Annotated in this window: 18 protein-coding genes, 1 tRNA gene and 1 rRNA gene; 9 read left to right on the forward strand and 11 right to left on the reverse strand. The window is 60.8% G+C overall.

Annotated elements, in window-relative coordinates:
• The first annotated feature begins 47 nt into the window (after positions 1-47).
• Both rrf and phaZ read left to right on the forward strand, forming a co-directional pair.
• A 5S ribosomal RNA gene (rrf, locus tag H6866_06890) occupies positions 48-162 on the forward strand.
• 122 nt (positions 163-284) lie between these two features.
• Positions 285-1,685: a polyhydroxyalkanoate depolymerase gene (gene phaZ, locus H6866_06895; protein ID USO07151.1), complete on the forward strand. Its 1,401-nt coding sequence runs from the start codon at positions 285-287 to the stop codon at positions 1,683-1,685.
• Here phaZ and H6866_06900 read toward each other — a convergent pair.
• Complete coding sequence (locus H6866_06900) at positions 1,682-2,758, reverse strand: hypothetical protein (protein USO07152.1); 1,077 nt, start codon at positions 2,756-2,758, stop codon at positions 1,682-1,684. The two genes, phaZ and H6866_06900, sit on opposite strands and share 4 nt — an antisense overlap.
• Before the next feature lie 218 nt (positions 2,759-2,976).
• Between H6866_06900 and ppa the strand changes: the two genes are divergently transcribed.
• Positions 2,977-3,504: an inorganic diphosphatase gene (gene ppa / locus H6866_06905; protein USO07153.1), complete on the forward strand. Its 528-nt coding sequence runs from the start codon at positions 2,977-2,979 to the stop codon at positions 3,502-3,504.
• 13 nt (positions 3,505-3,517) lie between these two features.
• Here ppa and atpC read toward each other — a convergent pair whose 3' ends face one another.
• The 7 genes from atpC to H6866_06940 form a co-directional block, all read right to left on the reverse strand.
• On the reverse strand, positions 3,518-3,919 hold the full coding sequence (gene atpC, locus H6866_06910; protein ID USO07154.1) for an ATP synthase F1 subunit epsilon: 402 nt from the start codon (positions 3,917-3,919) through the stop codon (positions 3,518-3,520).
• A gap of 9 nt (positions 3,920-3,928) precedes the next feature.
• Complete coding sequence (gene atpD, locus H6866_06915) at positions 3,929-5,362, reverse strand: F0F1 ATP synthase subunit beta (protein ID USO07155.1); 1,434 nt, start codon at positions 5,360-5,362, stop codon at positions 3,929-3,931.
• Between the two features lie 26 nt (positions 5,363-5,388).
• Positions 5,389-6,273: a F0F1 ATP synthase subunit gamma gene (locus H6866_06920; GenBank protein USO07156.1), complete on the reverse strand. Its 885-nt coding sequence runs from the start codon at positions 6,271-6,273 to the stop codon at positions 5,389-5,391.
• A complete protein-coding gene (locus H6866_06925) occupies positions 6,261-6,458 on the reverse strand; it encodes a hypothetical protein (GenBank protein ID USO07157.1) in 198 nt (65 codons plus the stop codon). The genes H6866_06920 and H6866_06925 overlap by 13 nt, the downstream gene beginning before the upstream one ends.
• 2 nt (positions 6,459-6,460) lie before the next feature.
• On the reverse strand, positions 6,461-8,020 hold the full coding sequence (locus tag H6866_06930) for a F0F1 ATP synthase subunit alpha (GenBank protein USO07158.1): 1,560 nt from the start codon (positions 8,018-8,020) through the stop codon (positions 6,461-6,463).
• 21 nt (positions 8,021-8,041) lie between these two features.
• Entirely contained in the window at positions 8,042-8,590 is a 549-nt protein-coding gene (gene atpH / locus H6866_06935) for an ATP synthase F1 subunit delta (GenBank protein ID USO07159.1), read from the reverse strand.
• 97 nt (positions 8,591-8,687) lie between these two features.
• Positions 8,688-9,503, reverse strand: a complete 816-nt coding sequence (locus tag H6866_06940; GenBank protein ID USO07160.1) for a hypothetical protein — start codon at positions 9,501-9,503, stop codon at positions 8,688-8,690.
• Positions 9,504-9,530: 27 nt separating this feature from the next.
• Between H6866_06940 and H6866_06945 the strand changes: the two genes are divergently transcribed.
• The 3 genes from H6866_06945 to H6866_06955 are packed head-to-tail and all read left to right on the forward strand — an operon-like array spanning position 9,531 to position 12,493.
• Positions 9,531-10,946, forward strand: a complete 1,416-nt coding sequence (locus tag H6866_06945) for a PQQ-binding-like beta-propeller repeat protein (protein ID USO07161.1) — start codon at positions 9,531-9,533, stop codon at positions 10,944-10,946.
• An 8-nt stretch (positions 10,947-10,954) separates the two neighbouring features.
• On the forward strand, positions 10,955-11,935 hold the full coding sequence (locus H6866_06950; GenBank protein ID USO07162.1) for a hypothetical protein: 981 nt from the start codon (positions 10,955-10,957) through the stop codon (positions 11,933-11,935).
• Positions 11,936-11,944: 9 nt separating this feature from the next.
• On the forward strand, positions 11,945-12,493 hold the full coding sequence (locus tag H6866_06955) for a hypothetical protein (protein USO07163.1): 549 nt from the start codon (positions 11,945-11,947) through the stop codon (positions 12,491-12,493).
• A 6-nt stretch (positions 12,494-12,499) separates the two neighbouring features.
• On the opposite strand, the gene H6866_06960 is transcribed toward H6866_06955, so the two are convergent.
• Positions 12,500-13,363, reverse strand: a complete 864-nt coding sequence (locus H6866_06960) for a hypothetical protein (protein USO07164.1) — start codon at positions 13,361-13,363, stop codon at positions 12,500-12,502.
• A 338-nt stretch (positions 13,364-13,701) separates the two neighbouring features.
• On the opposite strand from H6866_06960, the gene H6866_06965 reads away from it, so the two are divergent.
• From H6866_06965 to H6866_06975, 3 genes are all read left to right on the forward strand, one after another.
• Positions 13,702-13,778, forward strand: a tRNA-Met gene (locus tag H6866_06965).
• Positions 13,779-13,981: 203 nt separating this feature from the next.
• Positions 13,982-15,166: a CZB domain-containing protein gene (locus H6866_06970; protein USO07165.1), complete on the forward strand. Its 1,185-nt coding sequence runs from the start codon at positions 13,982-13,984 to the stop codon at positions 15,164-15,166.
• A 42-nt stretch (positions 15,167-15,208) separates the two neighbouring features.
• Entirely contained in the window at positions 15,209-16,474 is a 1,266-nt protein-coding gene (locus H6866_06975; protein USO07166.1) for a class I SAM-dependent RNA methyltransferase, read from the forward strand.
• Positions 16,475-16,516: 42 nt separating this feature from the next.
• Here the strand turns inward: H6866_06975 and H6866_06980 are convergent, their stop codons facing one another.
• Both H6866_06980 and H6866_06985 read right to left on the reverse strand, forming a co-directional pair.
• Positions 16,517-17,866, reverse strand: a complete 1,350-nt coding sequence (locus tag H6866_06980) for an ammonium transporter (protein USO07167.1) — start codon at positions 17,864-17,866, stop codon at positions 16,517-16,519.
• 94 nt (positions 17,867-17,960) lie between these two features.
• Positions 17,961-19,028, reverse strand: coding sequence for a hypothetical protein (locus H6866_06985; GenBank protein USO07168.1), 1,068 nt, complete (start codon positions 19,026-19,028; stop codon positions 17,961-17,963).
• Positions 19,029-19,042 lie beyond the last annotated feature (14 nt).

Below are 19,042 nucleotides of genomic sequence, written 5' to 3' on the forward strand. Positions count from 1 at the left end.
CGCGCGGCAACGCTTCATCTTCACTTCCTTCTTTTGTTCTTCGACGAGCTGGTGATTTTCGCGCAGGTGATACACGCGATCCCATTTCGAACTCGACGGTGAAACCCTGCAGCGCCGATGGTACTGTGTCTTAAGGCACGGGAGAGTAGGTCATTGCCAGTTCTTCCAAGAACAAAACGAAGGATTTACTTCAAGACCTTTTCACCATGTATCGAATTCAATGTATCGAATTCAAGCCCCGGCCTTCGTGCCGGGGCTTTTTGTTTCCAGGCATTATGGCACTCATGCGCCGCACAATGCCCGATGCTGGACAGGCCTGTTCCACCTTTCGCATGCTGAACGAACATCCGCGCGAGTCGGAACAGGGAGAAATAAAAAACATGTCCTTTGCAGCCTTTGATTTTTCTACCGCCCAGGCATTGACGAATTTTCACGCCGCCTTGTCCCTTGGTGCCGCCGAACCGTTCAACCAGGCCGCCCGCGTTGGCGCCGCGTTTTTTGATTTGCCCCCAATTCGTGCGGCCTTCGGTCCCGTCGCCGCGATGGGCGCGGGCACGTTGGCGCTGGCCGACCGACTGACGCGCACCTATCCCAAACAGGCATGGGATATTCCGGGCCATACACCGGAAGCAGTCATGAGCCTGCCGTTTGGCGACCTCGTGCATTTCGAAAGCGATGCACCAAATGCCGTCCGTCGTCCGCGTGTATTGTTGGTGGCGCCTATGTCTGGCCATTTTGCGACGCTGCTGCGCGACACGGTCAGGGGGCTGACGCGGGATCATGACGTCTATGTCACGGATTGGCGATCGGCTTCGCAGGTGCCGCTCTCCGCGGGCCGTTTTGATCTCGATACCTACATGATCTATCTAAAACAATTTTTTGGTTATTTCGGCGGTGATGTGCATGCGGTCGCGGTTTGTCAGCCTGGTGTCCCCTTGCTTGCGACGGTCAGCTTGATGGAGGAGGACAACAACCCCAACGCGCCCAAATCCATGACCCTGATGGGCAGTCCGATCGATACCCGCATCAACCCCTGCACGGTCAACCGTCTGGCCACCGAACATGATCTGGGCTGGTTTGAAAGAAACATGATCTCCACGGTGCCGCCGGGGCTGCCCGGCGCGGGACGAAAAATCTATGCGGGGTTCATGCAGTTGACCGCGTTCATGAGTATGAACGCCGGTCGCCATCGTGATGCGCATCTGGATATGATGCACGCCACGGCGCGCGGCGATCGTGACGCCGTAACGAAATTCGACGGTTTTTATGGTGAATATAATGCCGTTATGGACATGCCCGAAGAATTCTATCTGAGCACCATTGGCGATGTGTTCATCGACTGCAAACTGGCCAAGGGCGAATTTGTGCATACCGACGAACAGGGGCGTAAACGCAAAGTGGATCCGGCAAAAATCCGCCGTGTTGCCCTGATGACAGTGGAAGGTGAACGCGATGATATCGCGCCGCCCGGCCAATGTCTGGCCGCGCATGATTTGTGTTCTGCGTTGCCCGCCTCAAGGCGTGTTCAATGGCTCCAGCCCGGTGCCGGGCATTACGGGATTTTTGATGGGAAACGCTGGCGCAGCAGCATTCTGCCGCTTCTGAGCAATTTTATCGAAAGCCACGATCTGCATCGTACGGTTGTTCCGGCTCAAGTCCGGAAGCGCATGCCTGCGATGGCTTAACGATAAGTCGGGCGAAAACCATCCACGGCTTGTGCTCCGCCATGTCCCGCGCGGAATTGCGCCGGCGTGGGGCGGGCTTCGGCATCGCGAAATCTCAGCGGTGCGCGGCCCAACTTCTGAATGGCGTCCTGTGCGCGTGCGACGAACAGGTCGTTGATGCGCTCTTGTGCCGGGGTAAATTGATGGCGCGGGCGGATCAGGAAGCCGGACGAGGTCGCCAGAACGCCGCGCTCGGCCTTCATCTCGTCAACGCTCATGTCATCAAAACGCATGCGCCCATCTTTAATGGCATCCCATTTGGCGGCATCCATGAAGGCGATGCGCAGGTTGCGTTCAACCGCCGATTTCCCGGATTGCACGAAATCGATGTCGACAAAGGCATAGGGAGAGATATCCGGGCGCAGGCCGGCCAGAAGCAAGTCGTCCTCGGTGCCGCCTTTGGCCTCACGGATAAAGCGCAGCGAGATTCCGTCTTTCCGCTCCAGCCCGCGCGCGAATTTATCGGCAATCGCGAAATATTTGGCGGTGGCGTCGACGCCTTGCAGTTCATCCAGTGAGAGGATGTTGAATTTCTCAGGAACCAGAAGACAGATGGCACCGCGCGACATCTGCGTGTCCATGATTTTTTCCAGCGGGATTCTCGCGAATTGCCGCGCCAGCTTGCCGCGCTTGCGCTGGTGTTCGAACTCGTCGATGGTATCGCTGCCGGCAAAGCCGATATTGCCCATGGAAATGCCGCTTTCCGGGATGGCCATGGCCAGACGTGAAACGATGTCGGCGGGCTTGCGTTCATTGACCCAGATCTCAACCGGCGTTTCGCCAAGCTCGCGGCGCACATCGCGCACGCGGTAAAAATCCGGCGTCAGGAAACGGTCGATCTCGAATCCTGCCATGTTCCAGAAATCCCGGTCCTGATACCCTTTGGGCATACCCAGCGTCCGTCCGCCTTTTGGGAATAGGACCTGGTAAATATTGTCTCTTACAGGCAGGGCATCGCGCAAATCGACCGCCGGGGCCTCGCTTTCGCGGGGTTCTTTGACACAGGCGGCGCGCAGCGCGGCGGATGCGGACATGAACACACACTCTCTCGTTATAATTTTTGTTTCGCGCGGCCTTTGGTGGCCGCGCTTATGCCGTAAATCGTACGGCATTATGTATTAATATAATAACACAATAACCCGGTCAAGTTTTTTGTAAAATATACGTTCTCGCACCGAAACTGGACAAACTGCGCGCGCTTTGCCAAAACGGACGCAGTGTTTTTTCTGCACCCCTTTCACGCGGTTTTCTTATGCCCCTGTCTAAAATCTCCGTCGGTCAAAACCCACCCTTCGACGTCAATGTCATCATCGAAAATCCGAAAGGTGGCGACCCGGTCAAATACGAGATGGACAAGGAATCGGGTCTGATGTTCGTCGACCGCTTTCTGCATACCGCGATGGTCTATCCCGGCAATTACGGCTTTATCCCGCACACGCTTTCGGGCGACGGTGATCCGGTGGATGTGCTGGTGGTGGGGCAGGTTGCGGTGATGCCGGGCGCGGTGCTGCGCTCGCGCCCCATCGGCGTGCTGCTGATGGAGGATGACGGCGGACGTGATGAAAAAATCATCGCGGTGCCGGTGGCCAAGTTGCATCCCTATCACGAAAACATCAATGACGTGGCCGATCTGCCGCCCATCCTGCGCGAACAGATCCAGCATTTTTTCACCCATTACAAGGATCTTGAACCCGGAAAATGGTCGAAGACGCTGGGCTGGGGCGACGCCGCCAAGGCGGGCGAACTGGTGATTGAAGGAATTAAGCGCGCGACCGCCTGAAATAAACCGCGGCCTAAAGCGCGGCGCGCTTCGCGCGCGCGATGGTCAGCCGCTTTTCGATGGCCGGGCGCTCCGCCTCGCCAACCGCTGCGACCAGCCCGGTCAGTTCGTGGATGTCGGCTTCCAGCGCGTGCACGTCGACGAACGCCAGATCGTGCGCTTCCTCCGCCAGAACGGTGCAATGGTCGGGCCCGACATCGGCAAATCCGCCCGCGACGAATACGCGCCGCGGGTTTTCATTGGCCGCCGTTTTGTAGATATGCACCACGCCCGGACGTACCGGGGACAATAGGGGAGAATGACCGGCCAACACGCCGAATTCGCCTTCTTCGCCCGGAACCGTGACCATGGCCACGTCTTCCGAGATAAGCTTTTCCTCCGGGGAAATGAGTTCAAATGTGAACAAACCGGCCATGGTCGATCCTTACGCCGCTTCGCGTGCGAGTTTCTCGGCCTTGGCGAATGCCTGCTCGATCGTGCCGACCATGTAGAATGCAGCCTCTGGCAGATGGTCGCATTCGCCCGAAACGATCATGTCGAAACCCTTGACCGTATCGGCCTTTTCGACGAACACGCCCGGGCTTCCGGTGAACACTTCGGCAACATGGAAAGGCTGCGAAAGGAAACGCTGGATTTTCCGCGCGCGGGCGACGACCAGCTTGTCGTCTTCCGACAGCTCGTCCATGCCCAGGATGGCGATGATATCCTGCAAGGCCTTGTATTGCTGCAGCGTCTTTTGCACCGACGTCGCGACACGGTAATGATCGGCGCCGACCACCGAGGCATCAAGGATGCGCGAGGTGGAGTCGAGCGGATCGACCGCCGGATAAATCCCAAGTTCCGCGATCTGACGGCTGAGCACCGTCGTCGCGTCAAGGTGCGCGAAGGTGGTGGCCGGGGCCGGGTCGGTCAAATCGTCGGCGGGCACATACACGGCCTGCACCGAGGTGATCGAACCCTTGTTGGTCGAGGTGATGCGCTCCTGCAGCGCGCCCATGTCGGTCGCAAGCGTGGGTTGATAGCCCACGGCCGAGGGGATGCGGCCCAAAAGCGCCGACACCTCGGCGCCCGCCTGCGTGAAGCGGAACACGTTGTCCATGAAGAACAACACGTCCTGACCTTCCACGTCGCGGAAATATTCCGCCTGCGTCAGGCCCGAAAGCGCGACACGCGCCCGCGCGCCCGGCGGTTCGTTCATCTGGCCATAGACAAGGCCCACTTTCGAGCCTTCGCCGTCCAGCTTGATGACGCCGGCTTCGATCATTTCATGGTACAGATCGTTGCCTTCGCGCGTGCGCTCGCCCACGCCCGCGAACACCGACACGCCGCCATGCGCCTTGGCGATGTTGTTGATCAGTTCCTGGATGGTCACGGTCTTGCCCACGCCGGCGCCGCCGAACAGGCCGATCTTGCCGCCCTTGGCATAGGGGCAGATCAGGTCGATGACCTTGATGCCGGTGACCAGTTGTTCGATGGTTGCCGCCTGATCCACGAATTCCGGCGCCGGACGGTGGATGGGATAGCTTGTCTTCGCCTTCACCGGTCCGCGCTCATCAATCGGATTGCCAATGACGTCCAGAATGCGGCCCAGGGTTTCAGGTCCGACCGGCACCTGAATGGCATCGCCGGTATCGGTCACGTCTTGCCCGCGCACCAGCCCGTCGGTCGAATCCATGGCGATGCAGCGCACGGTGTTTTCGCCCAGGTGCTGTGCGACTTCCAGCACCAGTTCCTGATTGTCGTTGCCCGCGTTCTTGGTTTTGAGCGCGTTGAGGATCTGCGGCACGCTGCCGTCCTCGAACTGCACGTCCACCACGGCGCCCAGCACCTGCGTGATTTTTCCGTTTGTTTTCGCCATCGTCGTTCTTCCTTCTTAACTGTGATCTACACGGCTTCGGCGCCGGAGATGATTTCAATAAGCTCTTTGGTGATGAACGCCTGACGCGCACGGTTGTATTGCAGCGTCAGCTTCTTGATCAACTCACCCGCGTTGCGTGTCGCGTTGTCCATCGCAGTCATTTGCGCGGCATAGAACCCGGCCTCGGAATCCAGCATCGCGCGGTAGATCTGCACCGACAGGTTGCGGGGCAGCAGGCTGGCCAGCAATGCGTTCTCGCTCGGCTCGAACGTATAGGGCGCCTTGGGCGTATTGTCGTTGGCCCCGGCTTCCGGCAGGCGGAAGGGCACGATCTGCTGCGCCGTCGGCACTTGGCTGAGGATATTTTTGAAATCGTTGTAGATCAGGGTCGCGACATCGAATGTCCCGCGCCCAAATTCCTCAAGCAGGTAATCCGCAAGCTGGTCCGCCGCCGCGAAAGGCACTTTGCCTTTCTGGCTGATCTCGGTGCGGGCTTTGATCATCTTGTCCTTGTGGTCGCGGCGCAAAAGATCGCGCGCCTTGCGCCCGACGGCGACGATCTTGACCGTCCGGCCCTGCGCTTCAAGCTCGCGAATGCGCGCGCGCGCAAAACGCACAAGGTTGGCGTTGAACCCGCCTGCAAGCCCGCGGTCGCCGGTCATGACGATCAAAAGATGCGTTTGCTCCGACCCCGTGCCGATCAACAGTCGCGGCAGCGATGGGCTGACCACGACGCCCGCCGCGACGCGCGCGAGCATACCTGCCATGGCGCTGGCATAGGGCTGGGCCTTTTCGGCGTTTTCTTGCGCCCGGCGCAATTTCGACGCCGCGACCATCTTCATCGCCGAGGTGATCTTCCTCGTCGATTTCACCGATGTGATGCGGTTGCGGTAGTCCTTCAGGCTGGGCATGGCGTACCGAACAATTTGTAATGATCCATAATGGTGCGGCCTTCATGCTGTGCCACCGACCCCTCGCGTACCAGGATCTGCGTCATCGTGCTGGCACATGCGCCCAACTGGACGTACCCGTCCGGCGCCGCCTTATTGAAGGGCAGCATCAGCATGTCGTCCTCGTGGTCAGGTGCGGTGCTCACGTTTAGGCGGCCTTTGCGGTTTCGCTGACGCCGAAGGATTGCAGCAAGCCTTTGAGATAGCCGTGCATCTTCTCCTCCAGTTCCTTGTCCAGGGCTTTTTTGCTGCGGATCTCGTCCAGCAGCGCCTTGCCCGTGCCGCCCGCGCGCGAATCGCGCAGCATCTCGGCCTCGAACGCGCCGACGCGGCCAACCGGCATCGCGTCGAGATACCCTTTGACGCCCGCGAAGATCACGAGCACCTGCTCCTCGGCCGCGAGGGGCGAGTATTGCGGTTGCTTCAAAAGCTCGGTCAACCGGCTGCCGCGCGCCAGAAGTTTCTGGGTCGAAGCGTCAAGGTCCGAGGCGAATTGCGAAAACGCCTCCATCTCGCGGAATTGCGCGAGCTCCAGCTTGATCGAGCCGGCCACCTGCTTCATCGCCTTGATCTGCGCGGCAGAACCGACGCGGGACACGCTAAGCCCGACATTGATGGCGGGACGGATGCCTTTATAGAACAGGGCGGTTTCAAGGAAGATCTGGCCGTCGGTGATCGAGATCACGTTGGTCGGAATATAGGCCGACACGTCGCCTGCCTGCGTTTCGATGACGGGAAGCGCGGTCAGGCTGCCGCCGCCGTTCTTGTCGTTCATCTTGGCCGCGCGCTCCAGCAGACGCGAGTGGATATAGAACACGTCGCCCGGATACGCTTCGCGGCCCGGCGGACGGCGCAGCAGCAGCGACATCTGGCGGTACGCCACGGCCTGCTTGGACAGATCGTCATAGATGATCAGTGCGTGCATTCCGTTGTCGCGGAAATACTCGCCCATCGCGCAGGCGGTGTAGGGCGCGAGGAACTGCATCGGTGCGGGGTCCGACGCGGTGGCGGCCACGACGATGGAATATTCCATCGCGCCGCGTTCTTCCAGAATGCGCACAAGCTGCGCCACGGTCGAACGCTTTTGCCCGATGGCGACATAGATGCAATACAGTTTTTGTTTCTCGTCGCCCGCGGCGTTGACGGATTTCTGGTTGAGGATCGTGTCGATCGCAACCGCCGTTTTGCCGGTCTGACGGTCGCCGATGATCAGCTCGCGTTGGCCGCGGCCCACGGGCACCAGCGCGTCAAGCGCCTTAAGGCCGGTTTGCATCGGCTCGTGCACGGATTTGCGCGGGATGATGCCGGGGGCTTTGACCTCGACCCGCGAGGATTTGCCCGACTTGATCGGCCCCTTGCCGTCGATCGGATTGCCCAGCGCGTCGACGACGCGGCCCAGCAATTCCTTGCCCACCGGCGTCGAGACGATTTCGCCGGTCCGGCGCACGATGTCGCCTTCCTTGATGTCGCGGTCCGACCCGAAGATCACGATCCCCACATTGTCGATCTCAAGGTTCAGGGCCATTCCCTTGATGCCGCCGGGGAATTCCACCATCTCGCCCGCGCGCACGCCGTCGAGGCCATAGACCCGTGCGACGCCGTCGCCGACCGACAGCACGGTTCCCACCTCGGCCACGTCGGCCATGGCGTTGAAATTGGCGACCTGCTCTTTCAGGATCGCAGAGATTTCAGAGGCTTTGAGTTCCATTCTTCATACTCCCAATTATCTTCAGGCGGCCTGGCCCTGCAGGCGGCGTGCCATGCGGTCCAGCTTGGTTTTCACGGAATCGTCGATCAGGGTGGAGCCGACGCGCACCACCATTCCGCCGATGATGGCGGGGTCGATTTTGGTCTGCACGGCCACGTCCTTGCCTAGTTTTTTCGCAAGCGCGTCGCGAATATCGGCCACGCGCTTTTCGTCAAGCGCGGTGGCGGTCGTCACCAGCGCGCGCGCGGTGCCCGCGGCGGCGTCGATCAGGTTGCGCGCGGCCGCCAGCGTGGCAGGCAGGACGGACAGGCGGCGCCTTTGCGCCATCACCGACAAAAGTGCGGTGGTCAGCTCGTGGAATTTGGCTTTTTGCGCGATGGCCCTCATGGCCTTGTCCTGATCGGCGCGGCCGATCAGCGGCGAGGTTAAAAAGGTCATGAATTCGGGCGAGGCGGCGGCCATCGACAGCAGCGCATGGATGTCCTGCGCCACGGGCTCAAGGGCCTGCTTATCTTTCGCGGCGGAAAGCCATGCCTTGGCGTAACGGTGTGCGACCTGTCCTGCGCTCATCCTGGACCCGATATCCCCGATTTTGAAAAGTCGCGAAGGATGTAGCACGCGGCATTACGCCGCGCAACCTTTTAAAACCCCGGTTTTCCGTGGATTTTTAAACCAGCCGCGCGGCGAGCGCCTGCATCAGGATGACCGCCTTCAGGATCAGCAGGTGAATGACATAAATCTCGAGCGTATAGCGCCCCATGAACCGTACCAACGGCGCGTGCGCGCTATCCCCCGTGCCGGGCAGGGTGGCGGTGCGAAACCCTGAAAGCGCAAGGTAAATACCGACGAATCCCGCCGCCATGGCGCTTGATGCCAGCGTGGTGAAACCGAAATGCATGGCCTCGTATATGACGAAGACCGTGGTCGTAAGGATGAACATCGGCGTCATCGGGTCGCGGCTAAAAAGCGGCGCGATCTCGGCCCGCCGCCGCATCCCGTATCCGATCGCCGCGAACATCACCCCGAACGTGCCGTATTCAAACAGCATGTCCGCAACCGGCCCGCAGAACAGCAGCAGGAAAACGATCCACCAGAAATAGACGGGCCTGTTTTCCAACAACCGCCACAAAGGCCCCACGGCCAGCCTGCAAATCGCCATGGAGAAAAGCGCGTTCAATGGCAGCGGGGACATGAAAGCGGCCATATTGGCCACGAACAGGATCAAGCCGCCGCCCAGCCAGCGCGTCGGGATGTCCTGATGCCGCGCGTAACCGCACAGGAAAAACCAGATCGGCATCCCCGGTCGCCCGATGACGCGAAACCATTCATGCCCGGGAAAAAGGTAATAGCCGACATGGTCGACCAGCATCAAAATCACCGCCAGCGTCTTAAGCCAGTCGGCGGTTGTCAGATCGTGGGGCAGGTGGTCGTGCGGCGGAAATATCCGCGCGCGCCAGTCGGTTGGGGTTTTGACATCGGCCATGCCCACGCAGTCTACCCCAAATCGGTCATGACGTCATCGCTTGCCCTGCGCTATCATGTCGCCGTGCGCCGCAAGCCGATGCCCCGCCGTTTGTACTTTTTCCCTGCCTTCCTCCCGCTGGCGGAACTGGTGCCGTGGCTGCTTGCGCTGCTTGGCGCGGTGGCCGGCCTTGCGGGGTTTACGGCCTTTATGCGCCGCCACCGCAGGATTGTCGCGGCGTTCGCCGCGATCCTGATGCTCGCGGGCATGGGCGCATGGTGGGTCCGGGGGCCGAGCCTCGCCATTCGCCTCCATGGTTCGCAGGCGGTGGCCGAACTGCCGGTTCCCCGCGCCTTCGATCTGCCGCCCCGGCCAGCGCCCCTGCCTGAAAAAAGTCCGGGCCTGACCCTGTTGTGGAACCGGCGCGCGGATCGCCAGATTCTCTCCACCCCCGTCCTCGCGCACGGGCTGCTCCTCTATGGCCAGTACGATGGTGGCGTGATGGCTCTGCGCGCGGCGGATGGCGCGCCCGCATGGTTCCTGCCCACGTCGGAACCCGTCTTCGCTCTGACACCCGCGCCGGGAGGTCGCGTCTACGCCTCCGAAGGTCTGCATTATACCGTGGCCGCCGCCCTGATCGCCATCGACGCCGCCACCGGCGCACCCGCATGGGCACGCCGCTTCGGCGGCCATATCGAGGAAACAGCGACCCTCGATCCCTTGCGTAACCGGCTTTACACCGGCACAGGCCCCGAAGGGCTATGGGCGCTGGATGCGAATGACGGCGCCCCGCTCTGGCACGCCGCCATAGGCCATCTCGACGCCACGCCTTTGCTGCTGGGTGACACGCTTTACGTGCCTGCCCAGCCAAAAGAAGGCAGCGACCACTCCGTCTTCTACGCACTCGATGCCGCGAACGGTACGACCCGGTGGTCGATTTCCCTTCCAGGCCAGCCCTGGGGTTCCCCGGTGGCGGATCGGACAGGCCGGCTGATCCTCACTTCCACTGGACGCGGGCAGATCGGCGTGCCTCGCAAGGATGATGCCGGCTGGGCGCAGGCCATAACCCCGAACGGCACGATCGTCTGGCAACGCCCCCTTGCTTCAATGCCCTTGCAGCCCGGTCTTTACGCGCCGGAAGCGGACCTTATTATCCACGCCCTTAAAAACGGCGACCTCGTGGCCCTCGCCGCGAAGGACGGCGCGATCGTCTGGCAGGCCAGCGCGGGCGGCGAGTTGCAGGCTCCTGCCGTTTTCGCGGCGCATGGCCGTTTGGTTGCCGCGGTCACCTATGACGGCGTATTCACCCTGCGTGATACGGCCACCGGCATCGAGCGTGCACGCTGGAACGTGGGCAAATACACCACCGCCGCGCCGGTGGACGCGGACGACATCCTCTACGTGCCTGGCGCGTGGTCTCTCGCAGCCTTCGGCGGGCTTGATGCGCTGGCGGACAAACCATGATCCTGTGGATGAAATTCCCTGACGAGGCCGTTTCCGGCCGCCGCTTTGATGCGGCGTCCAAGCACAGACTGGAAGAAGTCTTCGCGGATTCCTGGGTCAGGGCCGCGCGCGCCCTCTCTTTGTCCGTGCCCGCTATCTCCATGTTGCGCTGGCGCGACGACATACCCTATATCGACTGGACTGCCCTTACCGCCATGCTCAGCGGCGGCATGATGACTCCCGTGCCGATAGCCGGTGGAGGATATGAATTTGCCGTACGCTACACCATTGGCGGTCTCTGGCGCATGGTCCGCATCCAGTGGGCGATCGGCCGCTTCATGCATCGCGCCTTGCCGCAATCCGGCACGCTGGCCGAAAGCCTTGCTCTTGGTCTTGTCCTGCAATCGCTGCTCATCCGCCTTGGCAGCCACGGCCGCGACGTGGCCCTTTATATGGCCGATCCCGCCGCCGCCCCGCGCGCCATTCGCAAAACCCTGCGCGACATTCAGGCCGTGCAGATGCGCCGTACGCGCATCGCCGACGTATGGGACCCGATCCTTCCCCCCCGCGTCGGGGCGGCGGAGGGCGAAAGTCCGGTCTGGTTCTGGGACGGGAACGTCGCAGTGCCGCCGACCGGGCCGGAAACCGCATCTCCGCCGCAGCGGCAAAAAGGCCAGCCCGTCTGCCTTGGCACCGTGACCGGCATCGCCCTCGCCATAGCGCACGATACGCCCAAAACCGCTCCGGCCGAACTGAAAGCCAGATACGACGCCCCGGTTATCCTGCTTTTCCGCGCCGCCACGCCGGACACGGTGGAATGGTTTCCCGCTGCCGATGCGCTGGCCTTCGGTATTGGCGGCACGCTCTCCCATGCCTGCACCGTTGCGCGGGAAAGCGGCATCCCCACGGTCACCAATATCGGTGAACACTTTTATGATGCGGCGCAAAGCGGTAAGCTATGGCTCACCCTCGATGGCGCGACCGGCGTCCTCGATCAACTGGAACATTGAAAGATCCACATGCGCCGCAACTTGCTTTTTACTGTGTTTCTGACCGTTTTTGCGGCCAGCCTTGCGACGCTGGCGCATACCGCCCGCGCCGATGATGCATCTGACGCCATGCCTGGGCCGGAGGAGCGTTTCGTCGCCAACCTGTTCACCAAGCTGAACGAGGCCGTGGTCTATGATCAGCTTTGCAACGGCGGCAAGATCACGGGGGCGCAGAACGGCAATTTCTATGGCAACGTCGATTTGATCGTCATGCGCATGTATCTGGCGATCTTTAACAACCACCCGGCGGAATCCGAGGCACAGGTAGGCGCGCTGGTCGCCGAGGGCAGCGGCAGGGTCAAGCAGCAAGTCACGGCGCTGATTAAACAGAAGGGCTGCAACGCGCCTGAAATCGCGCCCTATGCCGAGGCGTTGCGCCTGTTCGATCAGGTCGATCCGAACATAATGGGCACAACCATGAAAAAACAGATGGCGGCACAGGGCATTACCCCCGCGCCCGACCGCGCCCCAAAAGAGCAGGGCCCGAAAGACCACGCGAAAGACGATACGAAAAAATAGACCGCGCTAAACCGGTGCCCTAACTCCCGGCACTCTGACTGCCGGCGCGTCCAGCGCCATACGCAGCCTCTTGCCGCCTTGTTCCAGCAGTAGCATCTGGCCTGATGCCCATGCGGAGGCGCCCGGCGCGAACCGGATATCCAGCCGGACATGCCGCATGCCTGGCATGTCGGTGCGCGTATGCACGCTCATGAAATAATCCGCAAGACCGGGCAGGGACACACCTTCGGGGAACAGTTTTTCCGCCTGCGTTCGGCTCAGATCGGTTTGCACATCGATCTGTACCAGCGAATCCGGCGATGCGCGGTCGTGCACGAACTCGAACTTTGTTTGCGCGTCCGCGCTTGGCCGCAGGTGTCGCTCGGTATTCCGCACCGCGAACAGCCACAGATTCTCTCTTGGGTCGTACCCGTCCATGCCAGCCGGATATTCGTAAAGATAGCCGCCCCCCGTCACGCGGCGTAGCGGCCAGCACCAGTCTTCCTGCCGGATTTCGGCGGGCACGTTGATGCCAATATGGTCGAAGTGATGGACATGATTTTGCAGCCTGTCGCACACGGATGCGAAATCCGGCATCGCTCGTGCCGTTTCCTCGCGGTCTTGCAAATACCCGTCGAAAGGAATCGTTACATGTTCGGCCTGCGCCGCAAAATGTGCTCGCGCGGCATCGGGGTCGACGCGGATACGGATGCCGAACTGTTCGTCGCCCGCGACATGCCCGGACGGATGGTAATCGATCGGTAATTCATATACGTCGGACGTGGCTGTACGGTCATTTGTGCGCGCCGTATCCGGCAACAGACGCGCAAGTGCGTTAAAGACCTGCATGGTCTGGCCGTGTCGGCCAGGAAGGCTGAGCGTGAAAAGCATCGGGGCACCCTATACCAGCGGATATGTATTATGCAAATAATAAAAATATAAACAAAATCAACGCAATAGATAAAAATAAAATTTTATGCAAATTTATCGGAAATCCGTGCTATACTGAGAATGTATCAACGCAATAAGTTGAGACACGGGAATCAATAAGGGGGCCGGTCGACGTGTACCGGCCCCCAGTTTTTTGGTATTAAAGCTTGCTTTTCACGAACGCGTCCTTTATCCCTAGCGCATCTTTTCAGCGCGGGGTGGAGCAGCCCGCCATTTGGATGCGCAAGCAGACAAATATCCAAAACGGCTCCCCGGGCATCGTCCGGTTCTGATATTGGCGCGGGGTGGAGCAGCCCGGTAGCTCGTCAGGCTCATAACCTGAAGGCCGCAGGTTCAAATCCTGCCCCCGCAACCAGTTTCGATTTCCGGCCAAGATATAATATAAGATATGCGTAATCGCAGCCGCAGGCATGCCGCGCGAACAGGCCTGCGCCGGCAACCGGGTTGCGCAACCTCATTGTCATTTGCGTGCATATGCGGTTTAATGTCGCGCACATGAAGGCCGCCTCGCGCCGGAAATTATTATAGAAAAACAACAGCTTCGGGAGATTTTCTGATATGGAAAGCAAGGACGTCCTCAGGAACGTTGTCGATCTCAGCATGTCTGCGGTCGATGTCAGCGTTTCCACCGCGCACATCTTGTCCGGTACGAAGGAAGTGCAGGGTGCCGCGACCTCGATGGCCAGCGCGGTCGAGGAGCTCGCCGCCTCCATTGGCGAGATCGAAAGCTCGGCCCAGAAATCGGCCGACGCGGTTGAGGAATCCTCGCGCCTGACGGCTCAGGGCATTGTCGAGCTGGGCACCCTGAAGAACGAAGTGTTGAGCACCGGCGAGATGTTCGAGACGGTTTCGGTCAAGACCCGCGACCTGCAGGATGTGGTTGGCAAGCTCGGCCACGTCGTCGAACTGATTTCAAAAATCGCGGGCCAGACCAACCTGCTGGCCCTCAACGCGACGATCGAGGCCGCGCGCGCGGGCGAACATGGCAAGGGGTTCGCGGTGGTGGCGGGCGAGGTCAAGTCGCTTTCGCGCCAGACCAGCGAGGCGACTGAAACCATCCGCACCCAGATCCAGCAGCTCAACAGCTCTTTTCAGGACGTGCTGGGTTCGGTGTCCAACGCGCAAAACATCGTCGGCGGCGTGATCGCCAAGACCGAGAAAGTGTCCGGCGATTTCGACCAGATCAATCAGAATGCGCGTTCGATCAGCTCTCAGGTCAACGAGCTTGCGGGCATCATCTCGCAGCAGAAAATCGCAGTCGAGATGCTGGCCAAGAACATGTCGGTGGTCAAGGACAAGGGCGACATCAACCTGCGCATGGTCGACGTGCTGGCGGAACAGACGGATAAGAGCGTGCGCCTGATCGAGGATTGGCGCGGCAAGCTTGCGAACGAGGATATTCAGGACAAAGTCATCTATCTGGCCCAGGCCGACCACCTGCTGTGGAAGAAACGCCTGCTCGACCTTGCGGTGGGCAGAAGCACGATGAAATCGACCGACTTGACCGATCATACGCTCTGCCGCCTCGGCAAATGGTATTACGGCGACGGCGCGGCAAGCAAACGCAACCTGCCGGCCTTCAGCGCGATCGAGGAGCCGCATAAAAAGGTCCACCACCATGGCATCGAGGCGGCGAAATGCTTTGAAACCGGCCGTATCGACGAGGGGATGCAGCATTACAACCTGCTGGAAACCGCCTCGGCCGCCGTCATCAGCAATCTTCAGGCCTTGCTTGCGGCGTAAATCGTTTGCCCTTGCGCCCGGCTGCGCCGTATAACCCGGCCCATGGCAGGCGATCTGACGATCCACAAACTTGGCCCCAAGGGCGACGGAATCCATGAATCCGCGCGCGGGCGCATCTATGTCGAACGCGCGCTGCCCGGCGACGTCGTGCAGGCGAAGATTCATCGCGGCGACGACGGCATCCTGCGCGGGCGCATTGCGCAGATTATCCGGCCATCGGAACATCGCATAACGCCGCTTTGTCCTTTTTATGAATCCTGCGGCGGTTGCTCGGCCCAGCACATGGAAGACGCGTGGTACCGCGAATGGAAACAGGACATCGTACGCGAGGCGCTGCACCGTCAGGGTTTGAACCCTCGCCATTGGCGTGACCCTGTCTTTATCGGCCCCGGCACCCGCCGCCGCGCGACCTTTGCCCTGTTTAAAAAGGGCAAGGCGCTGCATATGGGCTATTACCGCCGCCGCAGCCGTCAGGTCGCCGATATCCCGGCTTGTCTGGTGACCGCGCCGGAAATCATGGATCTGCGCGCGCGTGTGTTGCCCCTGATCGCGCCGGTCGTTCAGGAAGGCCGCGCGGTCGACGTGTTCATCCAGATGGCGGGCGGCGCGTTCGACCTGGCGATCACCGGTCCCGTCGGACGCAAGGGCCAGCCGGATTTGGCGCTGCGCGAGGCGGCTGCACGCTTGATCGCGGAAACGCCGGTGGCCCGTGTCAGCTGGCGCGCGCGCGAACGCGATGCGCCCGAACTGGTGCTGGAACGCGACAAGCCTGTCGCCGCCTTTGGTGCCTTGCGTGTGGTTTTGCCGCCGATGGCGTTTCTTCAGCCGACGCGGGATGGAGAGGCCGCGTTGACGGGCGCGGTCATGGACCTGTTGCCAGAACGCGGCAAATTCGCCGATCTGTTCAGCGGTTGCGGCACCTTTACCGGCCCGATGCTCGCGCGCGGGCCCGTCGATGCGTATGAAAGTGTCGACCCAGCGATCCGCGCGCTTAACGGCGCCCGCGGCACGCTGCCTTTGCGTGCGATACGCCGCGACCTGTTCAAAAATCCGCTGCGCCGGGACGAAGCGAACCGTTATGACGCGATTGTCTTCGACCCGCCGCGCGCGGGCTGTGCAGAACAGGCGCGGACGCTGGCGTCCGGCCGTGTGCCGGTGCTGGTGGGCGTATCGTGCAATCCCGCGACGTTCGCGCGCGACGCCCGCACACTGGTCGATGGTGGCTACCGCCTTGAAACCGTGCAGGTCGTCGACCAGTTTACTTGGTCGCATCATGTCGAATTGGTGGCGCAATTCACGAAGAAATAAAAATGGCCCCACGCGGGGGCCATTTTCGTGAACGCGTAAACTTTAATTGTAGACGTGGACTTTTTCGCCGTGCATCGCGATATCAAGACCCGCGCGTTCGGTGTTTTCGTCGACGCGGATCCCGATCGTGTGTTTAAGCACGGTCAGGATGACGAAGGTCACGATCGCCGAATATCCGGCCGTGACGACGACCGCGATGAGCTGGGCCATAACCTGACTGGAATTTCCTTCCAGCAAGCCAGGATGGCCGCCGATGGCGGTGGAAGCGTAAACCCCCGTAAGGATGGCGCCGACGATGCCGCCCACGCCGTGGATGCCGAAGGCGTCAAGGCTATCGTCATAACCGATTTTCTCCTTCATGAACGCGACCGCGAAGAAGCAGAACACCGAAGCGGCGATGCCGAACACGATCGACGCGCCGAAATCGACGAAGCCGGAACCCGGCGTGATCGCGACCAGCCCGGCGACGAAGCCGGACAGCGCGCCGACGACCGAGGGTTTGCCCTTGACCATCCATTCGATCATGATCCAGGCCAGACACGCGGCGGACGCTGCCGTGTTGGTGACCAGGAACGCCATGCCGGCAAGGCCGTTGGCGGCAAGGGAGGAACCGGCGTTGAAGCCGAACCAGCCCACCCACAGCAGCGCGCCGCCGATGACAGACAGGATCAAATTGTTCGACGAGGCCTGATTGACCTTGATCGACTTGCCCAGAACAAGCGCGGCGACAAGGCCGGCAACACCCGAGCTGATATGGACGACGGTTCCGCCCGCGAAGTCGAGCGCGGTGCCGAAACCGAAAAGGCCGGCATAATTATCCATGCCGACGCCGCCAAGGAAGCCGCCCGGACCCCAAACCCAGTGGGCGATCGGCGCATAGACGAAAATCGACCACAGCACCGAGAACACCAGCACGGCCGAGAATTTGATCCGGTCTGCGATCGAACCCAGAATGATCGCGCAGGTGATGATCGCGAATTTCATCTGGAAGAGCATGAACACGTTTTCGGGGATGGTGCCCGTCAGCGAGTCGACGCCGACGCCTTTCATGAACGCCTTGGACAGGCCGCCGGACCAGCCGTTGCCGTCTGTAAATGCCATGGAATAGGTCATGATCGGCCAGACCAGCGAAACGATGCAGGCCACGGCCAGCGTCTGCATCAGCGTCGCCAGCACGTTGTCCTTGCGCACCAGGCCGCCGTAAAACAGCGCCAGACCGGGCAGGGTCATCATCAGCACGAGAATCGCGGATACGAGCATCCACGCGGTATCGCCGCTGTTCAAAGTTGGTGCGGCGTCCTGCGCGAAGGCTGCGGCGGGCGCGGTGCATATCGCGGCGCACATCAACGCGCTTGCGGCTCCCAGCCATTTCAGGTTCAGTTTTTTAAACATTCTCGTTTCTCCCTTGTATGTTCTGGTCGTTGATAATGCGTACTTTAAAAAACGCCCCGGCGTCGAAAGAATCCGAAAGCGAAACGGTTTTTTGTCATATGCCGTCGTCGACAAGTTTCTTTTCGATCTCGGCCTGACTGACGGGTTTCTGGACGACGACGCCGTACCAGCCAAGCCCGTCATATTCTTCGTACCCGATGGTACGCGCGAAGGCGACGATGTTGCCCTGCGCGTCGTAATAGCTGCCGTGTTGCTGCCCGCCGGTGTCCAGGTCGAACGGCGTATATATGCCCTGTCCGTCGGATGACTGTATGATGCGCAACTTGCCGTCGAGCAGAAGCACCCGGCTGCGGGTTTTTTCTTCGTCGGTCAGCGTCGGTTCGTTGCAGCAGATGACGTGTGATTGCGGCCCCCAGTCAAAAAAGACGCCCAGCACGCCAAGGGCCTGACCCTGCATTTCGCCGCCGCGCCGTACCGCCGCCGAATACACCGCGGTGGGGTTGCCGTTGTGAATCGCGGAATTGTGGATGTCGTCGACGATGTAATCGGCGCCGCTGTGCGTTTTCATCGCCTCGAAAAACCAGTGTTCGCGCTTGACGTTCGCGGCCATCGCACCGGGAAACAGATCGGGCCGCGAAATCGCAAGCACGTTCCCCTCCACATCGGCCAGCACGAGGTTCATGTACACGCCATAGAATTTGTTGATCACGCCCAGACGCTTCGTCGCATGTTCGCGATTGGCCGGCGTGGGGTCTTCAAGGCACTTCCAGAATGCTTCGTCCGTCGCCCACCAGCGGCAATCGGCGGTACGTTCGTACAGGTTGCGCACGATGATCTGCACCAGCGTCTGGGCCATGTCGGTCAGGCGTCCGCCTTCGACCTGCTGGACCATCTTTTCCGTGACGTTGATGCCGTATTGGATGCGGTTGATGATCAACGACTTGAACTTGTCGGAGTTTTCCTTGGCTTGCTTGGCCAGCGACTTGACCTCGTTCGCGACGACGATGAAGCCGCGTCCGGCCTCGCCCGAGCGTGCGGCCTCGATCGTGGCGTTAAGCGCCAGCATGTTGGTCTGGCTGGCGATGGTTTCATTGTCCTTGGAGAATTTCTGGACGTCGTCCTCGATCTTGTGAATCAGGCGCTCGATCACTCGTGGCATCATGACTAAGGCAATCC

The sequence above is a fragment of the Rhodospirillales bacterium genome (assembly GCA_023898805.1).
Taxonomy (GTDB): domain Bacteria; phylum Pseudomonadota; class Alphaproteobacteria; order Micavibrionales; family UBA1664; genus UBA6145.